At 61.0% G+C, this 23313-nt stretch carries 20 protein-coding genes; 10 read left to right on the top strand and 10 right to left on the bottom strand.

Annotated elements, in window-relative coordinates; genetic code table 11:
- Positions 1 to 18 precede the first annotated feature (18 nt).
- Both KDL09_RS14580 and KDL09_RS14575 read left to right on the top strand, forming a co-directional pair.
- Positions 19 to 486 carry a helix-turn-helix domain-containing protein gene (locus KDL09_RS14580; protein ID WP_345781092.1) on the top strand — a complete coding sequence of 156 codons (468 nt, stop codon included), beginning with the start codon at positions 19 to 21 and terminating at the stop codon, positions 484 to 486.
- A gap of 556 nt (positions 487 to 1042) precedes the next feature.
- Positions 1043 to 3301 (top strand): hypothetical protein, encoded by a 2259-nt coding sequence (locus KDL09_RS14575; protein WP_294386439.1) that lies wholly within the window; start codon positions 1043 to 1045, stop codon positions 3299 to 3301.
- A 119-nt stretch (positions 3302 to 3420) separates the two neighbouring features.
- Here the strand turns inward: KDL09_RS14575 and KDL09_RS14570 are convergent, their stop codons facing one another.
- Complete coding sequence (locus KDL09_RS14570; RefSeq protein WP_294386437.1) at positions 3421 to 3876, bottom strand: hypothetical protein; 456 nt, start codon at positions 3874 to 3876, stop codon at positions 3421 to 3423.
- A gap of 200 nt (positions 3877 to 4076) precedes the next feature.
- Positions 4077 to 4673: a group 1 truncated hemoglobin gene (locus KDL09_RS14565; RefSeq protein WP_294222132.1), complete on the bottom strand. Its 597-nt coding sequence runs from the start codon at positions 4671 to 4673 to the stop codon at positions 4077 to 4079.
- Positions 4674 to 4901: 228 nt separating this feature from the next.
- Here KDL09_RS14565 and KDL09_RS14560 point away from each other — a divergent pair, with 228 nt between their 5' ends.
- The 5 genes from KDL09_RS14560 to KDL09_RS14540 are packed head-to-tail and all read left to right on the top strand — an operon-like array spanning position 4902 to position 11558.
- Positions 4902 to 6257 (top strand): Rid family hydrolase, encoded by a 1356-nt coding sequence (locus tag KDL09_RS14560; RefSeq protein WP_294386433.1) that lies wholly within the window; start codon positions 4902 to 4904, stop codon positions 6255 to 6257.
- A 9-nt stretch (positions 6258 to 6266) separates the two neighbouring features.
- Complete coding sequence (locus tag KDL09_RS14555) at positions 6267 to 7841, top strand: DUF1553 domain-containing protein (RefSeq protein WP_294222666.1); 1575 nt, start codon at positions 6267 to 6269, stop codon at positions 7839 to 7841.
- A gap of 12 nt (positions 7842 to 7853) precedes the next feature.
- Positions 7854 to 9248, top strand: coding sequence for a DUF1501 domain-containing protein (locus KDL09_RS14550; RefSeq protein WP_294222669.1), 1395 nt, complete (start codon positions 7854 to 7856; stop codon positions 9246 to 9248).
- 8 nt (positions 9249 to 9256) lie between these two features.
- Positions 9257 to 11239, top strand: coding sequence for a hypothetical protein (locus KDL09_RS14545; RefSeq protein ID WP_294386430.1), 1983 nt, complete (start codon positions 9257 to 9259; stop codon positions 11237 to 11239).
- Between the two features lie 31 nt (positions 11240 to 11270).
- Positions 11271 to 11558 carry a GYD domain-containing protein gene (locus tag KDL09_RS14540; protein WP_294386427.1) on the top strand — a complete coding sequence of 96 codons (288 nt, stop codon included), beginning with the start codon at positions 11271 to 11273 and terminating at the stop codon, positions 11556 to 11558.
- Between the two features lie 27 nt (positions 11559 to 11585).
- Here the strand turns inward: KDL09_RS14540 and dsrP are convergent, their stop codons facing one another.
- From dsrP to KDL09_RS14500, 8 genes are read right to left on the bottom strand one after another with little or no spacing between them, the layout of a single operon-like run.
- A complete protein-coding gene (gene dsrP, locus KDL09_RS14535; RefSeq protein WP_294386425.1) occupies positions 11586 to 12896 on the bottom strand; it encodes a sulfate reduction electron transfer complex DsrMKJOP subunit DsrP in 1311 nt (436 codons plus the stop codon).
- The gene (locus KDL09_RS14530; protein WP_294222679.1) at positions 12889 to 13884 is read right to left on the bottom strand and encodes a 4Fe-4S dicluster domain-containing protein; all 996 of its coding nucleotides are present in this window, start codon (positions 13882 to 13884) and stop codon (positions 12889 to 12891) included. The genes dsrP and KDL09_RS14530 overlap by 8 nt, the downstream gene beginning before the upstream one ends.
- A gap of 3 nt (positions 13885 to 13887) precedes the next feature.
- Positions 13888 to 14529: a hypothetical protein gene (locus KDL09_RS14525; protein ID WP_294222681.1), complete on the bottom strand. Its 642-nt coding sequence runs from the start codon at positions 14527 to 14529 to the stop codon at positions 13888 to 13890.
- The gene (locus KDL09_RS14520; RefSeq protein WP_294386423.1) at positions 14526 to 14852 is read right to left on the bottom strand and encodes a hypothetical protein; all 327 of its coding nucleotides are present in this window, start codon (positions 14850 to 14852) and stop codon (positions 14526 to 14528) included. The genes KDL09_RS14525 and KDL09_RS14520 overlap by 4 nt, the downstream gene beginning before the upstream one ends.
- Positions 14849 to 15196 (bottom strand): hypothetical protein, encoded by a 348-nt coding sequence (locus KDL09_RS14515; protein ID WP_294222687.1) that lies wholly within the window; start codon positions 15194 to 15196, stop codon positions 14849 to 14851. The genes KDL09_RS14520 and KDL09_RS14515 overlap by 4 nt, the downstream gene beginning before the upstream one ends.
- Positions 15193 to 16077 carry a hypothetical protein gene (locus tag KDL09_RS14510; RefSeq protein ID WP_294222690.1) on the bottom strand — a complete coding sequence of 295 codons (885 nt, stop codon included), beginning with the start codon at positions 16075 to 16077 and terminating at the stop codon, positions 15193 to 15195. Before KDL09_RS14510 ends, KDL09_RS14515 begins: the two co-directional genes overlap by 4 nt.
- Positions 16078 to 16079: 2 nt before the next feature.
- Positions 16080 to 18491, bottom strand: coding sequence for a nitrate reductase catalytic subunit NapA (gene napA, locus KDL09_RS14505; protein WP_294222694.1), 2412 nt, complete (start codon positions 18489 to 18491; stop codon positions 16080 to 16082).
- Positions 18488 to 18751, bottom strand: coding sequence for a hypothetical protein (locus KDL09_RS14500; RefSeq protein ID WP_294222696.1), 264 nt, complete (start codon positions 18749 to 18751; stop codon positions 18488 to 18490). The genes napA and KDL09_RS14500 overlap by 4 nt, the downstream gene beginning before the upstream one ends.
- A 189-nt stretch (positions 18752 to 18940) precedes the next feature.
- On the opposite strand from KDL09_RS14500, the gene KDL09_RS14495 reads away from it, so the two are divergent.
- The 3 genes from KDL09_RS14495 to KDL09_RS14485 all read left to right on the top strand — a co-directional run.
- The gene (locus KDL09_RS14495; RefSeq protein ID WP_294222698.1) at positions 18941 to 19912 is read left to right on the top strand and encodes an aldolase catalytic domain-containing protein; all 972 of its coding nucleotides are present in this window, start codon (positions 18941 to 18943) and stop codon (positions 19910 to 19912) included.
- Between the two features lie 49 nt (positions 19913 to 19961).
- Complete coding sequence (locus KDL09_RS14490) at positions 19962 to 21344, top strand: BNR-4 repeat-containing protein (protein WP_294222700.1); 1383 nt, start codon at positions 19962 to 19964, stop codon at positions 21342 to 21344.
- Positions 21345 to 21452: 108 nt separating this feature from the next.
- On the top strand, positions 21453 to 23313 hold a 1861-nt coding region (locus KDL09_RS14485; RefSeq protein WP_294386421.1), incomplete at its 3' end, for a heparinase II/III family protein.

The following is a 23313-nucleotide window of genomic DNA, read 5'->3' as shown; positions in this document are numbered from 1 at the left end:
AATACGTATCATCCTATTTTGCCATTTTGCTACTTCACCCTCAAGGCCTCCAGAACGGCGGTCAGGTTGCGCAAGCTCGTTCAGAAGGGGTTCAAAATCAGGCCGGTAACCTTGGGGCAGCACCTGCGGTCTCGAAGGCTGGTCTTGAAATTGACCCAGGTTCAGGCCGCTGAACGTCTGAACACTTTGCGCGAACACTATGAACGTTGGGAACGTGACGAGGTGGCTCCGACGGCCTCCTTTTGGCCACGCCTCATCGGTTTCCTCGGCTCGTATCCGGTGGCTGTCCAAACCCCGGCTGACCAAGTCTTGATGGCTCGAAGGATCATGGGGTTGAGCCAGTTTGCCTTTGGTCGGAGGATTCAGGTCATCGCGAAAAATGTCCGCGAATGGGAGCACGGCGTGGCGAAACCCTCCCCGGCCATGCTCGCAAAAGTGCAGCAACTGGTGACTGACACTCCGGTTGTCGGACTGGCAGCCGTGTGATAGTCATCGGCCCGTGAAGGATTCAGGCACCTCTCTTATCACGGACAAAGCCTCTCTGATGGCACTCATCACGGGAGCAGTCACTGGGCTTTCGGTGGCGCTCTTTAGAAGTTCCATTGTGACCATACCTGGCTTTATCGCCGGCACGCAGCTTCAACTCGTTTTGATTTTGGCGCTGTCGGTGATCTCAGCGCTGGTGACCGTAATTCTTGCCCGGAAGGAGTTCACGTCACGGTTCCATGCGCCGGGCGAGGCGGGCCGCCTTGGTATTCAAGCGGGTGTCTTCTGCGCTCTATGGGCGGGAGCAGTCCTTACCGCGTTGGCAACATGGGACGCCAGCGGGGCGGACAGCGCCTCTCTGGATCGGGCACTGCGCTCGCGAATGTGGCTTGTCTTTTCGGTCAGCCTCGCAGCCCTGCTTCCTAGCGTGCTGTGTGGTTTTGTTGGAGGGTTGATCGGGGGGCAGGTAGCTCTCAGGAACTGGACGGCCGCTTCGGCGGACACGTTGCCAGCGATTTTTCCCTGGCTGCGATGGGTCAAAATGGGGGTCTCCGTGATGGCGGCACTCCTTCTGGCGTCTCCCATCTCATTCCTCGGTCGAGCTCCGGTGATTGACCCACCTCCTGTGGTCGCGGCTCCTTCCATTGCTCCAGTTCCACCGGCCCCCCCGCCGTTTCGCTATGATCCGCCCAAAGACATCAAGTCGGCCAAGATCGGCGAAATCCAACCGGACTTCACCAAAGTCATCCCTCAAGTGCAGAGGGATTGCCCCGTTGCCCTGTCGCCAGACGACGTGATGGTCGCTTTTGGAGATGCGGCCGGATCGCAGCCCGCGATTGGCATTTTCGATCTTCATCGGTTCACCAAAACCGCGTCCATTCAGGTTCCTGCATTTCCTCATGGGAATCTGTCCTGGTCTCCTGATCAGAAATCCATCGCCTGCACGATTGGCGAAGGAAAGTCGCGCCGTGTGTGGATTTTGCGAATTGCCGAAAGCAGGGCCATCGAGTTACCGCGTCCGCCTGGAAGAGACGTGCCGGGAGGTGATCTCCACTGGTGGCAGGCTGGAGAACTTGCCTTTTTTCCTGATGATGAAGCCCCTCTGGCTTTCGATCTCGACAAGCTCGTGCTATTGCCGTTGGAAGATTCCCCGGCATACAAGAAGCTCGACGACATCAGCAAAAGGCTTTGGAAGGAAGGCTCAAGGGAGACTTGGCCGGGCCAGACGCATTGGAAGCTCGGAGTGCGCACCCTGATCACATCGGCTGTTCCGCCGTCGCGCCGTGAACCAGACGGCCCCTGGCAGTTGTCCGGCCAGAGTGTCTGTGCCTTCACACACCCCAGCGTGCCCATCTCCTTTGGTCTCAAGTCTTTTGGCGTGGACGAAGGCGACAAGATTCTTTGCTCAGATGATGGCTCGAAGCTGATGCGCCTCATGAATGGAAAGATCGAGGTGACTTTCATGAAGCAGACGACCTGCCCCGACCTCGTCTTTGAAGTGGAGATGCCGTTCCCGGTCGATGAGATTGAAAACACGGGTTGGAGCACTCAGGTCAAAGACAAGCAGCTTTGCCTGATGATCTACGCCCCTCTAAAGAATCCGCTAAATGATCGAGTGGTTGGGCCGGACTACAATCAAGTGCGTGCGCTCGCCCGCTTGCTGGAGTGGAAGGGCCGCCAGGGTGTTTTTATCGTTCAGACCCATGATGGCAGTGTCCAGGCAGGCGATGTGGCCTCAAGCCTTCACTATTGGGAACCTGGAAACATGTCCGAGTGGAAACCTGAGACCACCCGCAATTGGTGGACCACCATCAAAACGGCTAGCTCGCCACTTCCTGCCAAGCTTCCCGAACTTCCCACGCCTCAACTCTTGGACTTAACCCAGGGCACGTCCGTGATGATTGTGACGAAGGCCATCGAGAAGCCCCACGAGCCGCCTCCTCAGAAAGTGACAGAGGTCGCACCGCCACCTCAGCCTCCTGCGCCCCCTCCTCCGCCAGCCATCTCGGCAAGTGATGTGAAAGCGTTTGTCTCTGAGCATCATGCCAAAGCCTCAAAAGGCGACCTTCAAGGCATGATCGCAGACTATGAAGCGATGGTGGACTTCCTCGACAAGGGCTTGCTGACGAGAGATGCGATTGGTGCTGACGAACAAGCGCATCGAGCCAAGTGGCCAGTGGGCAGCGAAAAGATCATTGGTGAGATCCGCATTGTCCAGGAAGGCGGACTTTGGCAGGCAGAATACACGATCGAGTTCTACAACGAAAACGAAGCCGGTGAATGGCACAAGGGGCGTGCAGACCTCACGCTGCGACTGAAAGAGGCTGGGAAGACGCTCTCCATCACGTCGCAGCGGGCCAAGGTCTATGATGTGACCAACAGTAAGCAGTCACCGAAGGCTCCGGCTGCTGGAGCCGCACAACAACCACAGGGCGTGCCGATTAGCGTTCCCAAGCCTTGCTTTGTCGCAGTCACTCGTGCCAAGGATTTGGGGCAAATCGAGTTCACCGATGAGATCAGTTTCGCGGGAACCCTCACCTGGCATCGAACGTATCGCGAACTCTCACCAGATGGGAAGGTCGTGAATGTTTGCCGCGCCATCTATGAAGGCAATGGAGGAGTGCTTCCCAACCGGCAGGGTGCCCGCATCTACGTCGGCTCTCAAGGCTGGCACAGAACCATGGGGACACCGGCATTTGTTCGTCTGTGCGAGCGAAGCGCGGCTGCTTTGGTCGGCAGGGAGTTCATCTTTCAGTTCACCCAAAATGGGATGATCGAGTCGAACACCGGCACCACTTTCAAGCTGGTGAAGTAGATGGGGAAAGCCTTCCCCTCGCGGCGACTTCGTGGGCCGCTCCCCCTTCGAGCGGGGAGGTTTCCCCGCAACGCCCCTCACTTTCGACACGCCTCGGCACGCTCGATCTTCGGTCCAGCTCACGCCACCGCTGTTCTTGGTGCATCAGTGATCGCAGGCGCCGCCTTCCATAACGCTCTGGCAGCGTTCACCCATGCACGTGTGCCCTCCCCCACCGCCAACGGCCCGTCTGGCATCGGCTCCTTCTTCGTCCGAATGGCAGACCAGCCGTTGCCCCGGCCTCCCTTGGCCGTGCCACCGATGCCGGATGCAGGGCCAGTTCCTCCCCTCCTTTCCACGAGGACTGGCCCATGCTCCGTCACCGGCCACGCGGGAGCACGAGTTCCGAGAAGAACCTGTGCTCCAACCGTTTGATCCAGAAAGTGCTTCATGAATGGCGCGAGCCCCGTCATGATGCCTTTGAGGGTCGTAACGTCTGGAGCCTGTTCAACGCGTTCACCGAGTCCCTGAAAGACGGAAACCTCGCCGAACTGCCCAAACGCACCGAAGCCCTCCATGGCCTTCTGGACACTCACGTCGGCCTATCCGCGTGAAAAGCGAAGCTCTTCTTCTTTGAAGGGGAGCTTTTCTTTAGCTGTGGCGACAGTCATTCGAGCCACTTTGATAAGAAAACATGTTTAAACCGAAATCGCCATAGCGTCATTTAGAACGCCGCAACAAGTGACTCCGGGCACTTATTGCGGCGTTCAATCAGCAATAGAGAGATGGACGGCTCTCAGTTTGCCTTCTTGGGATGGCCCAAAACATCATCCTTGGTGGAAACCGCAATGGCGACGACCTGGTCGATGAGTTCCTGCTTCACTTTGAAGTCCTTTAGGGTGCCCACGAGGTTCTCAGCGATGGCGTTAAAATGCTCTTCGGTGAGGCCCATGCCTTCGTGCGCCTTGCGCATATCCTTGCCGGTCCACGGCAACGGGCCGCCAAAGGCGAACGACAAGAACTCCTTCTGCTTCCGGCGCTGCTTGTCCATGCTCACGTCGGCAAAGAAGTCATTCACCCGCTTGTCGGCCAGCACTTTGACGTAAAACGCGTCCACCACGGCGTCGATGGCCGCCTTGCCGCCGAGTTTTTGATACAGGCTGTCCTCGCGGGCCTTCAGCCATTTCGTTTTGCATGCTTCTTTCGCAAAGGACCACTTGCGGCCCTCATACTCGGCGGTGATCGCCGGATCGGCGGGTTTGCCGGTGACAGGGCAGACGGTATTCGTGGCGGACTCGGAGGCAACGGCGGCCGGATCGGCGGCGAGCGCGGCATGTACGAGCAGGGTCATCACGACGGTGATGGTTGCGAGGGAGGTCAGGATCAGCTTCATGGTTGGAGGTTGATTAAACATGCACAGTGGATGCTACTTATGCGCGAAAGATATGCTTCGTTGCCCACATTTTGCGCCGCCATCGAGCAACAAAGGCACACTGGAGGCCAACATATGCCCATGGGTCTGCCCGTTGTTAAAGTTGCATCAAGGATGCTTCTTTGAGCTCCAAGGCGGCTTTCCGATGCGAGTTTAACAACATTCAACATTCGCCTGGAGGTGCCCGCCATGTCTTCCCCTGCTTCTCTCGCCAAGGAAACGCCGATTTGCTACCACCTGGCCCCGGACAAACGGCTGCTCGACGCGGGTTGTGCGGCGCATGGATGCTCGCACGCGGTGCCGGGCAGGTTTTCCGGACCGGACATGCCTCCCTGTCTCATGGGCGTGCAGCATCATACGGTGATTGACCTCGGCAAGGTGCGACGCGTGGCGATGATGGTGACACCCCAATGCGGCGGGGACTTTAAAGACGAGGCATGGGAGGCGCTCTCCACCATCCGTGCCATCCTGCGCCAGCAAGGTGAGCCGATGGAGGTGACGATGCAGACCGTGTTTCTGCGCTCCCGGGAGGATGTGCCGACGGCGGAGCTGCTTTTCGAGGCCTGTTATGGTGAAAAGATGCCGTTGACGCTGTTTGTGGTGCAGCCGCCTTGCGAGGGGCGTGGCATCGCGATCGAGGCCTGGGCGGTGGGCACCACTCATGCGAAGGTGGAGCACCATGACGAACATCTGGTGACGGTGGAATATGACGGCCTGCGATGGATTTATGCCTCCGGCGGTTCGTTGCATCGCGAGGGCCGGACGGCCTACGATCAGTCATTCGAGGCCTTTGAAAATCTCCAGGCGGCGCTGCGGCGCGGTGGCGCGGCTTTTGAGGACGTGGTGCGAACCTGGCTCTACCAGGGCTGCATCACGGAGGAGGTGGATGGTGTGGAGCGCTACCGCGAGCTGAACCGCGCCCGCACGGACTTCTTCGCCGGTATTCCTTTCGACAACCGCCCGGTGCCCACGCTGCATCGCGGGCAGGCGGTTTATCCGGCCAGCACGGGCATCGGCACGCTCTGCCATGGGCTCATCACGGCCTGCATGGCGCTGCACACAAAGCGCGATGACGTTTTCCTTCTGCCGTTGGAGAATCCGCTGCAAACCTCCGCCTTCGATTATCCGAAAGAGTATTCGGTGAAGAGTCCGAAGTTTGCTCGTGCCATGGCGGTGCGCACAGGGGAGGACGTGACGATCTGGATTTCCGGCACGGCGAGCATTGTGAACTCGGAGACGGTGTACAAAGGCGATGCCGTCGGCCAGACCGAGCAGACGCTCACGAACATCGAGAAGCTCATCGCACCGGAAAACTTCGCACGGCTGGGCTGGGCTGACGCCGGAGCCACGCTGGCAGATCTGGCGAAAGTCCATGTCTATGTGAAACACGCCACGGACTATGAAAAGGTGCGTGCCGTGTGCGAGCGGCGTCTGGGCCGCCTGCCCGCGATCTACGCGGTGGCGGATGTGTGCCGCCCGGACCTACTCGTGGAGATCGAGGGCGTGGCCTTCTCCCGTGTGCGCAAGCCAAACTCTGAAGCCTGATGCCCCGCCATGAAAATCATCGCCCTCTTTCTGGTCTTCGCGGCAGCAGCACTCGCGACTGAAGCCATCGTCTATGAAGCTGGACCACTTGTGATGCGGTCCGGCGAAAGTCTGAAGCCGCATGAACAGGTGGACGCACTCGTCCTAGGCCGACTGACGGAACTGGGAATCAAACCGTCGAATCTATGCTCGGACACGGCATTTCTGCGCCGCGCTTTCCTTGCAGTGATCGGCACTTTGCCCACAGAGGCGGAGGCGCGCGGCTTCATCGCCGCGAAGCAGCCGGACAAGCGGGCGCAGCTCATCGAGGTGCTGCTGCAGCGGCCTGAGTTCACGGATTTCTGGGCGATGAAGCTCGGCGAGCTGCTGCGCGTGAAGGCGGAGTTTCCCATCAAGCTGTGGCCAAACGCGGTGCAGGCCTACCACCGCTTCATCCACACCAGCGTGCGGGAAAACAAGCCGCTGCACATCTTCGCGCGGCAATTATTGCTCGCGAACGGCAGCAACTTCCGCGAGGGCGAGGTGAACTTTTACCGTGCGATGCAGGATCGCAGCCCGCGTGGCATCGCTGCCACTGTGGCGCTCACCTTCATGGGCGAGCGGGCGGACAAGTGGCCGGAAAAGAAGCTCGATGCGCTGGCGGGCTTCTTTACGCAGGTGGCGTTCAAATCGACCGCCGAGTGGAAGGAGGAGATTGTGTATTTCGATCCCACAGCGGACAAAGATGGCCTCACCAAGAAGGCGATTTTCCCGGACGGAAGCCCTGCGGCGATCCAATCGGGCCTGGAGGACCCGCGCATCGTTTTCACCGACTGGCTGCTGCGGCCAGAGAATCCCTCGTTTTGCCGAAGCTGGTCCAATCGCATCTGGAGCTGGCTCATGGGCCGCGGCATCGTGCATGAGCCGGATGACTTCCGCGTGGACAATTTGCCGTCGAATCCTGCGTTGCTGGCCTATCTCGAAAAAGAGTTCGCCTCATCGAAGTGTGACATGCGGCATCTCTTCCGCGTCATTCTGAACTCACAGGTCTTCCAGCTCTCCAGCATCCCAGCGCAGGACACGCCGGAGGCAGCGGCAAACTTCGCGCACTACCCACTGCGCCGACTGGAGGCAGAAGTGCTCATTGATGCGCTAAACCAGATCACCGGCACGCGCGAGGATTACAGCAGCCCCATTCCTGAGCCCTTCACCTTTATCCCGGAGAATGTGCGCGGCATCGCCCTGGCAGATGGCAGCATCACCAGCTCGTTTTTGGAGCTTTTTGGCCGTCCGCCGCGTGACAGCGGCCATGAGACGGAGCGCAGCCGTGACACCAGCCCTTCCCAGCGTCTGCACATGCTGAACTCCAGCCATGTGATGAAAAAAATCCAGCAATGTCCTCTCGTCACCGCTGCCACGAACAGCGACGGCACTGAAGCGCTGGCGGACAGAATCTACCACACCGTGCTCTCTCGTCCGCCCTCCGCGAAGGAGCTGGAGACGCTGAAAGCCCATGTCACCGCCACCTACGGCGGCGGCAGTTCGCTCGCTGCGGACATGGTGTGGGCGCTGGTGAATCAGCCAGAGTTTTTGTTCAACCATTAACCCCATCCTGCCATGAACACGACTTCTCTCCCCTCACGCAGCACCGCACGCGATGTCGCCCGCGTCGCTCATACACTCGGCGGTGCGCCGTTTTCACGCCGCGAGGCCCTGCGCCGCGCGGTCTATGGCTCCGCCGGGCTTTTGCTCATGGAGCCCTTTGGCATTCACGCCGCTCCACGTGCCGCCGCCATCGCCAAGGAAGGCAAGGCGAAGTCCGTCATTCAAATCTGGCTCTGGGGCGGCCCCTGCCACATCGACACCTTTGATCCGAAGCCCGAGGCGGGCCGCGAGTACTCCGGTGCTCTCGATGCGCCTATTGAGACAAACATCAGCGGCATCCGTATCGGCCAGCTTTTGCCCGAACTGGCGAAAAACGCGGATAAATACTCGCTCATCCGCAGCATGACGCATGGCAACAACGGCCACGAGACCGCCTCCTACCTCGTGCAGACCGGCCGTTCCTCCGAGCGCGATGTGTTTCCCGGTCTCGGTGCGGTGGTGTCGTATTTCAAAGGCTACGACGCTGGCTACAAGGGCCTCATTCCGCCCTACGTCGTGCTCACAGAGCCTCAGGGCCGTTTCAGTGAGGCCGGCTTTCTCGGGCCACGCTACAAACCCTTCGCCACTGGCGGTGATCCTTCACGCACGCCCTTCGCAGTCGAAGGCATCGTCACGCCGGACATCACGGAGGAGCATCAAAAAGAGCGCAGGAAGCTCATGAGAAGCCTCAACACGCTCGGTGGTTCGCTGCCGGGGAATGCCACGCTGAAAACGATGGTCGAGTCCGAGCAGCAAGCCTACGAGCTCATTCTCGGCGACTCCGGCAAGCTCTTCGACCTCGCGCAGGAGAAGGATGAAATGCGTGACCGCTATGGTCGCAACACTTTCGGCCAGAGCTGCCTCATGGCACGCCGCCTCGTCGAAAAAGGCGTGCCTTACATCACCATCAACTACAAGGGCTGGGACACGCACAAGCAGCACTTTCAGATCATGAACCGCAAGCTGCCGGAGCTCGACCAGGGAATGGCCGCACTGCTCACCGATCTTTACGACAAAGGGCTACTGGAGAGCACCATCGTGTTCTGCACCGGAGAATTCGGCCGCACGCCAAAAGTGGCGAGCGAATCACCCTGGAACGGCGGCCGCCATCACTTCGGCGCGTGCTTCTCCAGTCTGCTCGCGGGCGGTGGCTTCAAAGGTGGCCAGGTGCTCGGCAAATCGAACGCCACCGGCGAGGAGGTGGCCGAACGTCCTGTGTATCCCGCCGATCTCATCGGCAGCATCTACGGCCAGCTCGGTATTCCCGCCGATGCCCCCCTGCCGCATCCGCAAGGCACGCCAACGACAGTCGTGCCCGGTCAGGAAGAGCAGGTGAAAATGGCCGGGCTGCTCAAAGAACTCGTGTGATTCATTTTATGAAAACCCGCTTCATTCTTCACGGCCTTGGCGGGATTGCTCTCGCCACCAGCGGATTGCACGCCCAGCCCGCACCCCGCATCGGCTTTGTCTATCCCGCCGGCGGGCAGATCAGCACCACTGTCGAGGTCATCGTCGGTGGGCAGTATCTCGATGAAAACACCGAGGTCATCTTCTCCGGCGAGGGTGTGACGGGAAAATGCCTCGTTCATGACAAAATCCCCTCCGCCCAGGTCGTGGACGACTACCGCGACCGCCTGCGCGAGGTGCAGCAAAAGCTGCGCGATGGCCGCCGCGCCGGCGAGGTGCCTGCGGACCAAAAACTCGCATACATCCGCAAGCTTTTGAGCGAATCCGACCTCTCCGAGCAAAAGCTGCGCGTCATGGTCGAGTACGACCGCCGCCGCAATGACCCGAAGCAGCAGCTCAACAACCAGATCGGCGAAACCGCACGACTGCGCATCACCATCGCCGAGACTGCGGAGCCCGGCACACGCCATTTGCGCCTGCGCACACCTTCAGGCCTCAGCAATCCCATGCGCTTCGTCATCGGCCAGCTTCCCGAGGTACTTGAGGCCGAGCCTCAACGTGAGTTTGACCTCGAAAAATATCGTGGCGGCATGGACTCGATGAAGCAGGAAAAAGTGCCCACGCCCACCGCCCGGCTGCCCGTCACACTCAATGGCCGTATCATGCCCGGCGAGGTGGATGAGTTCACCTTCGAGGCAAGAAAAGACGAGCGTGTCGTCATCGCCATGCACGCACGCAGTTTGATCCCCTACCTTGCCGATGCTGTTCCGGGCTGGTTTCAGAGCGTGGTGAGCCTGCACAATGCCGATGGCTACGAGGTCGGGTATGCCGATGGCTACCGCTTTGACCCTGACCCCGTGCTTTTCTACAAAATCCCCGCCGACGGCCTCTACCGCATCCGCGTGCATGACTCGATCTACCGCGGTCGTGACGATTTTGTGTACCGCATCCATGTGGGTCAGATTCCCTTCCTCACGGGCATTTCGCCGCTCGGAGCAACGGCGGGCGAAAAAGTCGAGATCACCTTCCAGGGCGGAAATCTCGGCTCCGACTTTAAACAGAGCTACGAAGCCCCGAAAGAGCCAGGAATCGTGCTTTTGCATGCCAAAGCCGGCGGACAGCGCTCCAACGCGATTCCCTTCCAGATCGACAACGTGCCGCAGGAGCGCGAACGCGAGCCGAACAACACGCTCGGCACCGCGCAGATGCTGGAACCACCAATGATCGTCAATGGTGTCATCGAAAGCACCGGCGAGGCCGATTTCTACCGCGTGAAGGCCAATGGTGGGCGCGAGATGATCTTTGAGATCTTCGCGCGGCGGCTTGGCTCGCCCGTGGATGCCTCCCTCACTGTCTTTGACCAGAATGGGAAACAGGTGGCCTTCAATGACGACCATGAGGACCTCGGTAGCGGCCTCACCACGCATCATGCCGACTCCCGCATCAGCATGAAGATGCCTCCCGGCGGCAGCGCCTTCATCCGAGTCACCGACACGCAGGGTCAGAGCGGCCCGACCAATGCCTACCGGCTCAAAGTGCGTGCCGCAGACCCCGCGTTCGCGCTGCGTGTGACGCCCTCCTCCCTGAACGCCAAGCCCGGCGGTGCCGCCCGCCTCACCGTGCATGCACTGCGGGATGGCGGCTTCACCGGACCGATCATACTCACACTCAAAGATGCGCCATCAGGCTTTGCCATGCATAATGCCACCATCCCCGAAGGCCAGGACAAGGCGGATGTCTCCATTGCCGTGCCATCCGGCACCGATCTCGAAAGACCCATCGCTCTCACTGTCGTCGGAAGCGGTGGCGAGTCACCCAACATCTTTGTAGCCACCGCCGTGCCCGCCGAGGACATGATGCAGGCCTTCATCTACCGCCATCTCGTGCCGGTGGACGCGCTGCTCGTCGATGTCCGCACCCCACCGCCACCACCGGAGAAGCCCACACCTTGATTTGAATCCCATCAACAACCCCGACACGATCATGAAGCGCTGCATCACCCTCCTGAAGTTCACCGAGAAAGGTTCCGCCCACATCAAAGAATCCACCTCACGCGCCCACGCCTTTGACGCGCTCGCCGAAAAGTCCGGCGTGAAGGTCGAAGGCCAGTTCTGGACCATCGGCCACTACGACGGTGCGCTCGTCCTCGCCGCTGACAGCGAAGCCAAAATCCTCCACCTCCTGGCCTCCCTCGCCGCCCTCGGCAACGTGCGGACAGAAACGCTGCAAGCCTTCACCGACAAGGAGTTCGACGCCATCCTGAAGGCGTGATGCTTCATCAAGGCTGCCAACGCAGCTTCAGACGCCTCCATCGCCCATCGCCAGGGAGTCCTCTGGTGTGATGGTTCTCGCACCGCTGGCGTCCTTGAGCTTGCGGCTGTGGATGTTGATCGTGATTTTGAGGAGCAGGGTGTAGATCATGAAGCCCAGCGCCCAGATGCCGGCGGTGATTTTCCATTCGGTGAGGCTGGGGCGGTATTCGACGATCTCGTGCAGGGTGCTGGGGATGAAGGCGGGAATGATCATGCCCATGCCTTTTTCGATCCACAGACCCACGAAGGCGAGCAGGCAGGCTGTGTTCAGGAGCAAGGGACGGCGATTGATCCTTGGCTGCATGAAGAGGATCACTGCGACGACGGTGAACACGATCGAGGTCCAGATCCACGGCACCAGCTCATGATAGCCGTGCAGGCCAAAGTAGAGATACTTCGCGGCGCCGGTGTGGCTGCCGCCGGTGTAGAACTCGACGAAGATCTCGGAAACGACCATGAGCAGGCTGATGAGGATGGTGATGCGGACGATGCTCACGAGCGTGCGGATGGCTCCCTCACCAAACATGCGCCCGGTTTGCCAGCGGATGATCTGGATGGCGACGATGATGAAGGCGGGGCCGCTGACGAAGGCGCTGGCTAGGAAGCGCGGGGCGAGCAGCGCGGTGTTCCAGAAGGGCCGACCACCCAGTCCGCAGTAGAGGAAGGCGGTGACGGTGTGGATGCTGATGGCCCAAACGATGCTGAGGAACACAGCGGGCAAATACATCTTTGCCACGGGCGGCTGAGCGCGGAAGCGCTTATAGAGCAGGTAGCCGCAGATATAGACGTTGATGGCGAAATAGCCGTTCAGCACGATGACATCCCAGGTGAGCATGGAGACGGGAAAGTTGAACTTCCCGAGGCCGGGCATCATGTGCCAGAAGCGGTCGGGCCGACCGAGATCGCACACGACGAACATGATGCTCATGATGATGGCGGCGATGGCGAGCAACTCGCCGATGATGACGATGTCGTGCATCTTTTCGTCATGATAAAGGTAGGCCGGGATGACCATCATGACGCCACCAGCGGCCAGGCCGACGAGGAAGGTGAAGTTTGCGATGTAGAGGCCCCAGGAGACGTGGTCGCTCATGGCAGTGAGGGCCATGCCATCGCGCACCTGGACGGCCCAGGCGTTCGCGCCGACGAGGAAGACGGCGGTGAGCAGCGTCATCCACACATAAAACTTCCAGCCACCCTCGACGGACTGGCTGAAGGCGTTCCAGGCAAAGCGGAGATACTGCCGCCATTCGGGCACGGGCGTGGCGGGCACAGGGATGACGGCGGGATCACTCATCGAAGAAGTAGAAGAATTGAGGTTTGAGGCCGAGTTCCTCCTTGAGGACGAAGACGCGCTTGTTTTCGAGCACGTAGCGGACCTCGGAGGCGGGATCATTGAGATCACCAAAAACGCGGGCACCGGTGGGACATGCCTCCAAACAGGCTGGCAGGCGGCCATTCCGCGTGCGGTGCAGGCAGAAGGTGCATTTCTCCATCACGCCCTGCGGACGGATGCGGTTGCTGAGGTAGCTTTGATCCGGATTGATCTCAGGGGCGGGGATTTGCGGCTTCTGCCAGTTGAAGCGGCGGGCGTGATACGGACACGCGGCCTCGCAGTAGCGGCAGCCGATGCACCAGTTGTAATCGACGACAACGATGCCGTCTTTTTCCTTCCAAGTAGCCTCGACCGGGCAGACATCGACGCAGGGCGGATGCTCGCACTGCTGGCACTGCACGGGCATGTAGTATTTGTCCGGCTGCGGCACGGGATGGTCGTAGTGGACGTTGCCTTTTTCGAAGTCCATCGAGCCTTTCGTCATCTCAAAGACGCGGATGTAGCTCTGGTGGGAGGGGCGGTCATGATTGTTCTCCAAATGGCATGCCTCGGCGCATTTGCGGCAGCCGTTGCAGATGGAAAGATTGAGCGCGTAACCAAATTTCACGCCTTCCTGCGGCTTAGGGTCGCTGATGGTCACATCGGCTCCGTATTGCTCTTTGGCCTCTTGGGTGAGGCGGGTGATGACGGTGGCGATTTCGTCTTTGCTGAGCTCCTTATAGTGCTTTTGCAGGAACTCATCCATCGAGGTTTCTTTGGTCAGCTCGGTGAGCGGCGCGAGCGCTTTGGCATACGCGGCGACGCCGAGTGTGGCTCCGAGACCCTTCAGCACGGCGCGGCGGGTGGAGCCGTCATCGCCGGGAGGCGGCGATGCGTTGGTAGAACCTCCGGAGCAGGAGCAATTGCCGCCGCAGGGTGTTTTGGGTGATGCAGGTGCGGGATCGTTCATGGCTCAATGCTCTGCGGGGACGTTGGGAACGGAAATGCGGTCGCGTGGCGGCAGCACGGGTCTCACAAGGGGAAATTCAGGATGATGCGGGTCGTGGCAGTTGACGCAGTTGTTGCGCACGCGTGGACCTTTGCTGAGATCCCAGTGGCCGTTCATGCCGCCGTGGCTGCCGTGGAGGTAATCACGCATCGCCGTGCCGTGGCACTGGGCGCAGAGCGTCATCACATCGGGGAAGGCTACGCTGCGTCCATCGGCGAGATGGAGCGCGTCGTAGTCTTTCGCGTTGTGGCAGCTCAGGCAGGTTAGATTGCCGTGGGCGTAGCTGAGGCCGCGATGGGCCTGGAAAAGATCGTGCGCGGTGTTGCGCATGGTGTTCGGTGTGGTGGTGCTGTGGCAGGTGCTGCATGCGGCGGTGATGGCGCGGCCTTGCGCATCCTTCAGGCCGGTGTCGAGCCTCGGCGTGGGCGGGCCGGGTTTGATGGCCACGAGATGCTTCTCCGCTTTTGGCCGGCTCTTCATTACCGGAGCGGATTCAGCGGCGCCGAGATTTTTTTGCGCCCACACGACCGCGAGGCTGCAAAGCGTGGCGAAGCCCACGAGGGCAATCCACGCGAGGCTGGGGTGTTGTTTCAAAAGTCGGCTCATGAGGCGGAATCGAAGTGGTGCTGGATGCGCACGAGGCGGAACTGGCCGCCGGGCAGCGCCATGACGGTGTCCCACCAGTCGGCGTCCTGAAAACGATAGCGAAACTGCACGGCGCGTGCTCCGCCATCGAGCAGGAGACGGCGTCCGTCATCGAGCGTGACGGCTGCGTTTTCCGGCACATGGCCGGTGGCGGCATATTTCGGGATGATCTCAGTGATCTGGGCGCAGGCACCGATGTCGCGCAGCAGCCTCTCCAGCTCGGCGGCGTCGAATTGAGCCTGCTGCAGCTCGGGCAGCGGCGTTGTGGCGGTGGTGTCGCTCATGCGGGCTGCGGGGTGAGGGTTGTTGGACGGCGCGGGAGCATGAGCACGGCATTGCGCGGCGCTGGACAGACGTCGTGACAGACACCGCAGCCGGTGCAGACATCCGCCACGACCATCGGCATACCGCGATCTTTTGTCATCGCACCCGACACGGGGCAGCGCTCCACGCACACGGAGCAAAACGAGGTAAGTGCGATGCAAAACCGCCCCTGGATGATGGCAGTGCGCGGCGTCGCAGGTGTGGCCGATGCGGTGACTTCCACAGCACGCACCGGAACCGCCTTCTTTTGAAAAGGCCGGCTGAGGGCGGTGAAGAAGCCCCGTCTGGACACAGATGCGCTCATGGTTTCGGCGGCGGGTTTGCGGGTGGTGTCGGCACTGCGGCTGGTGCGGCGGCGGTGTCTGTTTTCTTCACCGCATCCAGCGGCGGTGCAGGCAAAAACTGGCGCTGGTCATTCGTGGCGGCGGGCACATGGCACTGCGTGCAGCTCTGCCGCTCAGGATGCGGTGTGCGCAGGGCAAAGAGGCCCTTCGGACCATGACAGCTCATGCAATCACTGCGCATCAGTGTGCGATGCGGCACGGTGGGCGGCGCTCCGGGCCAGGCACGCGGGCCATTCGGCGGCGCTTCGGCTCCCTGGAAGGAGTTCTCCGTGAGCGCGACGGCAAAAGCAGCGGCATCCGCTGAGCTGAAAGCTCCACGCGAGGACACATGGCACTGCGTGCAACTGCCGCCGAAGGTCGGATGGCTGATCTTCGAGGCGAAACGGTCCTTCACCTGCAAACCCTGCGCATGACAGGCCAGGCAGGCCGCCGAGGAGTCCTGCATGATGGGATGCGGCACGGTGGGCGGTGCTCCATCATAGGCGCGGCGGCTGGCGCGTGCCTGGAGCGCGGCCAGCTTCACCTCCATCGGCACGGGGGCGGCACCAGCAGGCGCTGCTGCCGCGGGCTGCTGGAAATCCACGAGTGAGTTCCGCCACTGCGCGTTCGGGCCGTCCCTCGACCAGTCCTGATCAATGTAGCGCACGGCCACGGGCACGTTCGTGGCCCCGGTGAGATCGCGATGCGTGTCATGCTTCACCACGGCGACGGCGCGGGTCATGGCGATGGCGCTGTTCGTCTGCCGCAGGCCGACGAAGTAGCCGCTCACGGCGACAAGCGCGATGATGCCGCCGACGATGAGGCCGGACTCGATGCGCTTCGATTTCGGTTCGTCAGGCATGATCAAAGAGCGGCGGTGGCGCGGGCCACGGTGGCGGCGCACTTTTTATAATCGGGCTCTTTGGAGATGGGATCGACATCGCCCAGCGTGATGTCATTGCACATCAGCCGCTCGTCGAAGAACGGAATGAAGAGCGAGCCACGCGGCGGATGACCACGCCCGTCAATCCACACGGGCAGCTTGAGTTCGCCACGGCGCGTCTTCACCACGATGCTTTCGCCATTGGCAAAACCATGCTCGCGGGCGTCCTCGGGGTGCATCTCGACATAAGAATGCGGCATGGCGGCATGGAGCTGCGGAATACGCCGCGTCATGCTGCCGGTGTGCCAGTGCTCCAGCACGCGGCCCGTGCAGAGCCAGAAAGGAAACTCCGCATCCGGCTCCTCGGCGGCTTTTTCAGCAGGCGCGAACCAGATGAGCGCTTTGTCATCCTTCGTGACGGAGTGGTAAAACTGAATCTCCGCGCCCTTCTTCACATAAGGATCGTCGAACTCGCTGAAGCGGAACTTCGTCTCCCGCCAGGTGCCATCCTGCTGCTGCACCACCGGCCAGCGCAGACCGCGGGCCTTCACATACTCTTCGTAGGGAGCGAGGTCCTTGTGCTTGTAGCGGCTGAACAGGCGGTATTCCTCGAACAGCACCTTGTCCACATTCAGGTCGTAGTAGCGCGGCCATTCCCACACGGGCACTTCTTCACCTTGGTCGTTCTTGAAGGTGAAAAGGAAGCGCCCGTTCTTGTCCTTCATACCGGGGTGTCCCAGATCGTGCAAACGACGCGCCACCGCAATCATCTGCCACGCGTCATCGCGTGCCTCGCCTGGCGGCTTCACCATGCGAAACCACTGCTGCGTGCGGCGTTCGCTGTTGCCATACATGCCGTTTTTCTCCACCCACATCGCCGAGGGCAGCACGAGATCCGCCAGCTCCGTGGTGGCGGTGCGATACACGTCGGAGACGATGAGGAACTTGTCCGGCTGGCCCGCCTTAGCTTTGAAAAGCTTGTGCAGATTCGGCAGCGACTGGCCGGGATTCGTCACCTGCACCCACAGCGTCTGGATATCGCCGCCTTTGTCCGCAGGCGTGCAGAACTTCTCCCACATCAGCACCGTGTGGTGGCCGATTTTCGGACTGATTCGGCCTTCGGGCACATTCCACAGCTTCTCGGTTTCCTTGCGATGCTCTGGATTGAGAATGAGACGGCCTCCAGGCAGGAAATGGCACATCGTGCCGACTTCACGCGCAGTGCCGCAGGCGCTCGGCTGGCCGGTGAGGGAGGTCGGCGCATCGCCCGGCCTCCCAAAGTGGCCGCTGAGAAGGTGGATGCCGTGGCAGAGGCGGTTCGCGTTGGTGCCGCGTGAGTGCTGGTTGAAGCCCATGCACCAGGTCGAGGTGATGCGGAGGTCTTTGTTCGCAAACAAGTCCGCCAGCACGCGAATCTTCTCCGCAGGCACGCCGCTGAGTTTTTCCACATGCTCCGGCGTGTAGGGCTCCAGCGCGGCTTTGTAGTCGTCAAAGCTCATCGCATCCCCCAGCAGCGGCGCGGTGGGCGTGGCGTTCGGGTCCTTGGGCGCCTGCCGGAAGTTGCAGAACTTCTCCACGAACTTCGGATCGAAGGCGTTCTTCTTGATCAGCAGGTGCGCGATGCCGTTCATGATAGCCAGATCGCTGTGCGGGCGGAACTCCAGGTAGTGATCACTGAAATCCGTGGTGCGTGTGCGGCGCGTACCGATGTCAATGAGCGTCACCTTTTCCCCGCGTGTGCGGCGGTCAATCACGCGGCTGAAGAGCACCGGATGCATCTCCGCCATGTTGTTGCCCCACATGATGAGCACATCGCACTTGTCGAGGTCGTCGTAGCAGCCTGCGGGCTCGTCCACGCCATACACGCTGAGAAAGCCCGTGACCGCGCTGGCCATGCAAAGGCGGGCGTTGGGGTCGATGTGATTGCTCCCGAGGCCGCCTTTGATGAATTTGTTCGCCGCGTAGCCCTCGGGGATCGTCCACTGGCCGCTGCCATAAATCGCAAACTGATCCGGCGTGGCCAGGATCTTCTGCGAGATCGTTTCGATCGCCTCTTCCCACGAAATCGGCTCCAGCACGCCATTCCGCCGCAGCAGCGGCTGCGTGAGGCGATCTTTGCCATACAGCGCCAGGCCGACATGATAGCCCTTCACGCAAAGAAGCCCTTTATTGACCTCCGCGAGTTGATCTCCCTCAATGGCGACCACACGGCCATTTTTCACACCCACACGCACATGACAACCCGTGCCGCAAAATCGACACGGAGCCTTATCCCAGGCGATTCCGTCATTGGAGGCCGCAGCAGCAGACGGCGCATTCTGAGCCCGCGCCTGTGCGGCGGCGGAAGCAGCCGCCAGAGCGGCCATTCGGTTGAAATCACGGCGTTGGATCATGGAGAGTATGTTGGAGAGGCTGTCGTCGGATCATCAAAGTTCACATGCACCACATCAACAAAAGCGACACCCGGCAGCGCCGCGATCCAGTCGTGCAGCTCGCGTAATCGAGCATCATCCTCGGCCTCGATGGCGGCTGGCAGCCAGCGCCCTTCTGGGAGACCTGCGGTCACCCCCTCTTTTTCGTCGAGTGCCTGACGCAATCCAAAGGCTCGCTCATCATGGGCGAGGCTGATGAGAAGTCCGGACGTGAGAGGCATGATTGAGGAGGAATTTTGCTATGAAATTTTAATGGGCCGCGCAGTTCGCGGCAAGACACGAATTCTGCCATTCTTGTCCCCGTTTCTTGTTTTGACCCGCATCTGCGCAACCGGGTTCACAAGGAGAACAATAACGGCATGAACGTCCCCGGCCTCCGCGCGTTTTTATCTCCAACAACCCTATGCGCCATGTCCGCCACGCCCACCTCCACCGACTGGCTCTCCCATCGTCCTGAAATCCGCGTGCTCGACTGCACGATCCGCGATGGCGGGTTGATGAACAACCACCACTTCGACGACCACGTCGTCAAAGCCGTGTATGAAGCCTGCATCGCCTCAGGCATTGATTACATGGAAATCGGCTACCGCGCATCGAGCAAGGACATCAAACTCGGCGAGCATGGCTGCTGGAAATACTGCCGCGAGGAGGACATCCGCCGCATCGTCGGCGACAACGCCACGAGTGTGAAACTCTCCATCATGGCTGACGCGGGCAAATGCGACTACCAAGAGGACATCCCCGCGAAAAAGAACAGCCTCATCGACCTCGTGCGCGTCGCCTGCTACGTTCATCAAGTGCCGCTGGCGCTCGACATGCTCAAAGACGCCCGCGATAAGGGCTACGAGACCACCGTAAACCTCATGGCCGTCACCACCGTGGGAGATAGCGAGCTGGAGGCCGCGCTGGCACTTCTCGCGCCCTCCGAGGCGCAGGCGATTTATGTCGTGGACAGCTTTGGCGCACTTTACCCGCTGCAAACTCGCCGCCTCGTCGAAAAATACCTTCATCACGCCAAAAGCGGCGGCAAAGAGGTTGGCATCCACGCGCATAACAACCTCCAGCTCGCTTACGCGAACACGATTGAGGCCATTTCCCTCGGCGCGAACTACATTGATGCCACCATGGCCGGCCTGGGCCGCGGCGCGGGCAATTGCCCCATGGAGCTGCTCTTTGGCCTGCTGCGTGACCCCGCCCACCGGCTGCGTCCCATCCTGAAATGCGTCGCCGACACCATCGAGCCGCTGCGCAAAGACCTCGGCTGGGGCTTTGACCTCCCCTACATGCTCACCGGCCTCCACAACCAGCATCCCCGCTCCGCCATCGCCTACAACGCCGCAACAGAGCCGCAGGACATCGGCACGTTTTACGACACGTTTTGATCCCGGCAAGCCCTGCTGGATTCGCCTTGGACGATGCCTCATCACTGCCATGAAATGCCTCGCCATCCAGCTTCTGGTGCTTCTTCTCGCGCCGGTGGTCTCCGCGCAGAAGCCGCCTGCCGTGCTTGCGCGTGATGATGGCTACCGGGGCATCTGGTATGCGAATCAACCCTCGAAGGATGAATACCGCTACAAATACAGCGGCGGCTTCGCGACTTATCCGCAACAGCAACTCCCACAGGCCATTTATGCGAAGGAGGTGAACAAGACCTTCTTCTGCTACGGCGGTCGCACGCGGGAGAAAAACGAGCTGCTTCACATGGTCAGCTATCTCGATCACACCACCGGCACCGTGCCGCGCCCGGCGATCTTGCTGAACAAGAAGACCGATGATGCGCACGACAACCCCACCCTCATGCTCGACGATGCCGGGCATGTGTGGGTTTTTTCCGCTGCCCACGGTACGGCGCGGCCTTCCTGGATTCACAGGAGCACGAAGCCGTGGTCGGTGGACGAGTTTGAGGAGATTCTGGAGACCAACTTCTCCTACACGCACCCGTGGTGGATGCCGGGAAAGGGGTTTCTCTTTCTGCACACACGCTACAGTGCCGGGCGAGGCTTGTTTTCGATGACGAGCGCGGATGGACGCGCTTGGAGCCAGCCGCGCAGTCTGGCCCACATCGGAATGGGCGACTACCAGCTCACCTGGCGGCTTGGGCAGCGCCTCGCGAGTGTGTTTGACTACCACCCGAAGCCGGTCGGCCTCAATGAACGGTCCAACATCTATTACATGGAGACGGACGACTTTGGCGGCACCTGGCGCACAGTCGGCGGCGCGGTGCTTGAGATTCCGCTCACCGAGTCGGCGAATCCGGCACTTGTGCTCGATTCGCGTGCTGAAAAGCAGCTCGTTTACCTGAAAGACCTGAACTTTGACAATACAGGCAAGCCCGTGGTTCTGTTTCTGACCGCCACGGGCTACGAGTCGGGTCCGAAACACGGTCCGCGCACCTGGTTCACCATGCGCTGGACCGGCACGGAGTGGGTGCGCCGGCCCTTCACGACCTCGGATCACAACTACGACCACGGCTCCCTCCACATTGAGCCGGACGGTCTCTGGCGGATCGTCGCGCCGACCGATCCCGGCCCGCAGCCGTGGACCGCCGGTGGCGAGATGGTGATGTGGACCAGCCGCGATGAGGGTGCGACATGGAGCAAGGCGAAAATGCTCACCCACGACAGCCTCCGCAACCACACCTACGCACGTCGTCCCGTGAACGCCCACCCCGGCTTTTACACCTTCTGGGCGGACGGTCACACGCTCGAACCCGCCGAGTCGCGCCTCTATTTCACCGACCGCGAAGGCAGCCAAGTGTGGCGATTGCCTGAATCGATGAGCGGAAACTCCGCACCACCGGAACCAGCCTGGTGAGACCCCAAAACTCGAAACCACCCGCCACCACGACGCCCTATGAAACCACAGCCCACGATGAGGACGAGACACTTTTTTCTGGGATGGGCCTTGCTGCTCTTGCTCGTCATGCATGTCTCTTTTTCTCGTGCGGAAGGCACGCTGCCTGCGGACATCCTCGCGCGATTAAAGCCTGCGCATCCACGCCTGCTGGCCTCGGCGGCAGATTTCGAGCAGCTCAAAAAACAGACTTCGGAAGGAAAGGCGGCCCAGTGGTTGGGTCATCTCAAAAAAGAAGCCGGTGAGCTGCTAAAAGCCGAGCCATCACGTTACGAGATTCCAGATGGCAAGCGGCTCCTGGCCACCAGCCGTCGCGTGCTCGATCGTGTGCTCACCCTGGGGCTTGTCTTTCGCCTCGCGGGCGACACTCGCCACTCGGAGCGGCTCTGGCTTGAGCTGGAGGCCGCTGCACGGTTCAAAGACTGGAACCCGAGCCATTTCCTCGACACGGCGGAAATGACCGCCGCTTTTGCCATCGGCTACGACTGGCTCTTTGACACGTGGACACCGGAGCGTCGCGCGGTGCTGCGCACGGCCATCGTGGAGCTGGGGCTGAAGCAGGCGCTGCCTTTGTATCGCAAACAAAAAGGGTGGACGGCGGCTGATCACAATTGGAGCCAGGTCTGCAACGGCGGCATGACTCTCGGTGCGCTGGCTCTCGCTGATGAGGAGCAGGCGCTCGCCGCCGAGATCCTTCCTGCCGCCATCGCCAGCGTGCGGCGGCCGATGCACGAGTTCGCGCCGGACGGTGCCTGGGGAGAGGGACCCAGTTACTGGGATTACGCGGTGATGTACAATGTGCTCATGATCGCTGCTCTCGATTCCGCTCTGGGCACGGATTTCGGTCTGTCGGAGATGGAGGGCTTCTCGAAAGCGGCGGATTTCCCCATCTACGTCACCGGCCCTACCGGACGAACCTTCAACTATGCCGATGCCGGAGACGGCGGCTGCGGCGGGCAGCACATGCTCTGGCTCGCCTCCCGCTTCGAGCGCCCTGACTTCGCCGCCTTTCGCATCGCCCGCGCTGGGGAGCGACCGACCGCGCTGGACCTGCTTTATGGCCGCCGCTGGCTGATGCAGCCGCCGGGGAACCGGCAGCAACCGCCCGCCAAACATTTCCGCAGCTCCGAGGTGGTCACGCTGCGCAGCGCCTGGGATGATCCGCAGGCCACTTTTGTGGCCTTCAAGGGTGGAAACAACGCGGTGAACCACAGCAACCTCGATCTCGGCACCTTTGTGCTCGAAGCCGCAGGCGAACGATGGGCTTTCGACCTCGGCGCGGATGATTACAACCTGCCCGGCTACTTCGGATCGAAAAGGTGGGACTACTACCGCATGCGTGCTGAAGGTCACAACACGCTGGTGATCGCGCCCGATGCGCGCCCCGATCAAGCCACCAAGGCCAAAGCCTCCATCGAGCGCTTTCATGAATCACCGGGCCGGGCGTTTGCCATCGTGAATCTAAGCGCCGCCTACGCCTGCCGTGCCTCCGCCGTCAGGCGCGGCATCATGCTCTCCGGTCACGATGTGATCGTGCAAGACGAGATCGAAACAGACGCGCCCGTCGAGGCCTGGTGGTTCATGCACACCGGAGCCGAGGTGAAATGCGACGGCGCCATTGCCGTGATGACGCAAAACGGCCGCCAGTTGACCGCGACGCTGCTTTCGCCTGCGGGCGCTGTCTTCGAGGTGATGCCCGCCGAACCGCTCGCCACGTCGCCACATCCCGAGCGCCAGCAGGTGAAGCACACGTCGATGCGCCATCCGCGCAAGCTGGCCGTGCATGTCGGTGCATTGGCATCACCACGGTTCACCGTGCTGCTTTCACCGGGCGGGAGCAGCGCGAATCCCCGCCCCCCCCCCCCCCCCCGCGGAATGGGGGTGAAATGCGGGGGGGCGCGCCGCCGCGGGGGGAAGAAGGGGGGTTTTG

This window comes from Prosthecobacter sp. (genome assembly GCF_020439865.1).
Taxonomy (GTDB): domain Bacteria; phylum Verrucomicrobiota; class Verrucomicrobiia; order Verrucomicrobiales; family Verrucomicrobiaceae; genus Prosthecobacter.
This window is presented reverse-complemented; position numbering and strand designations above follow the sequence as displayed.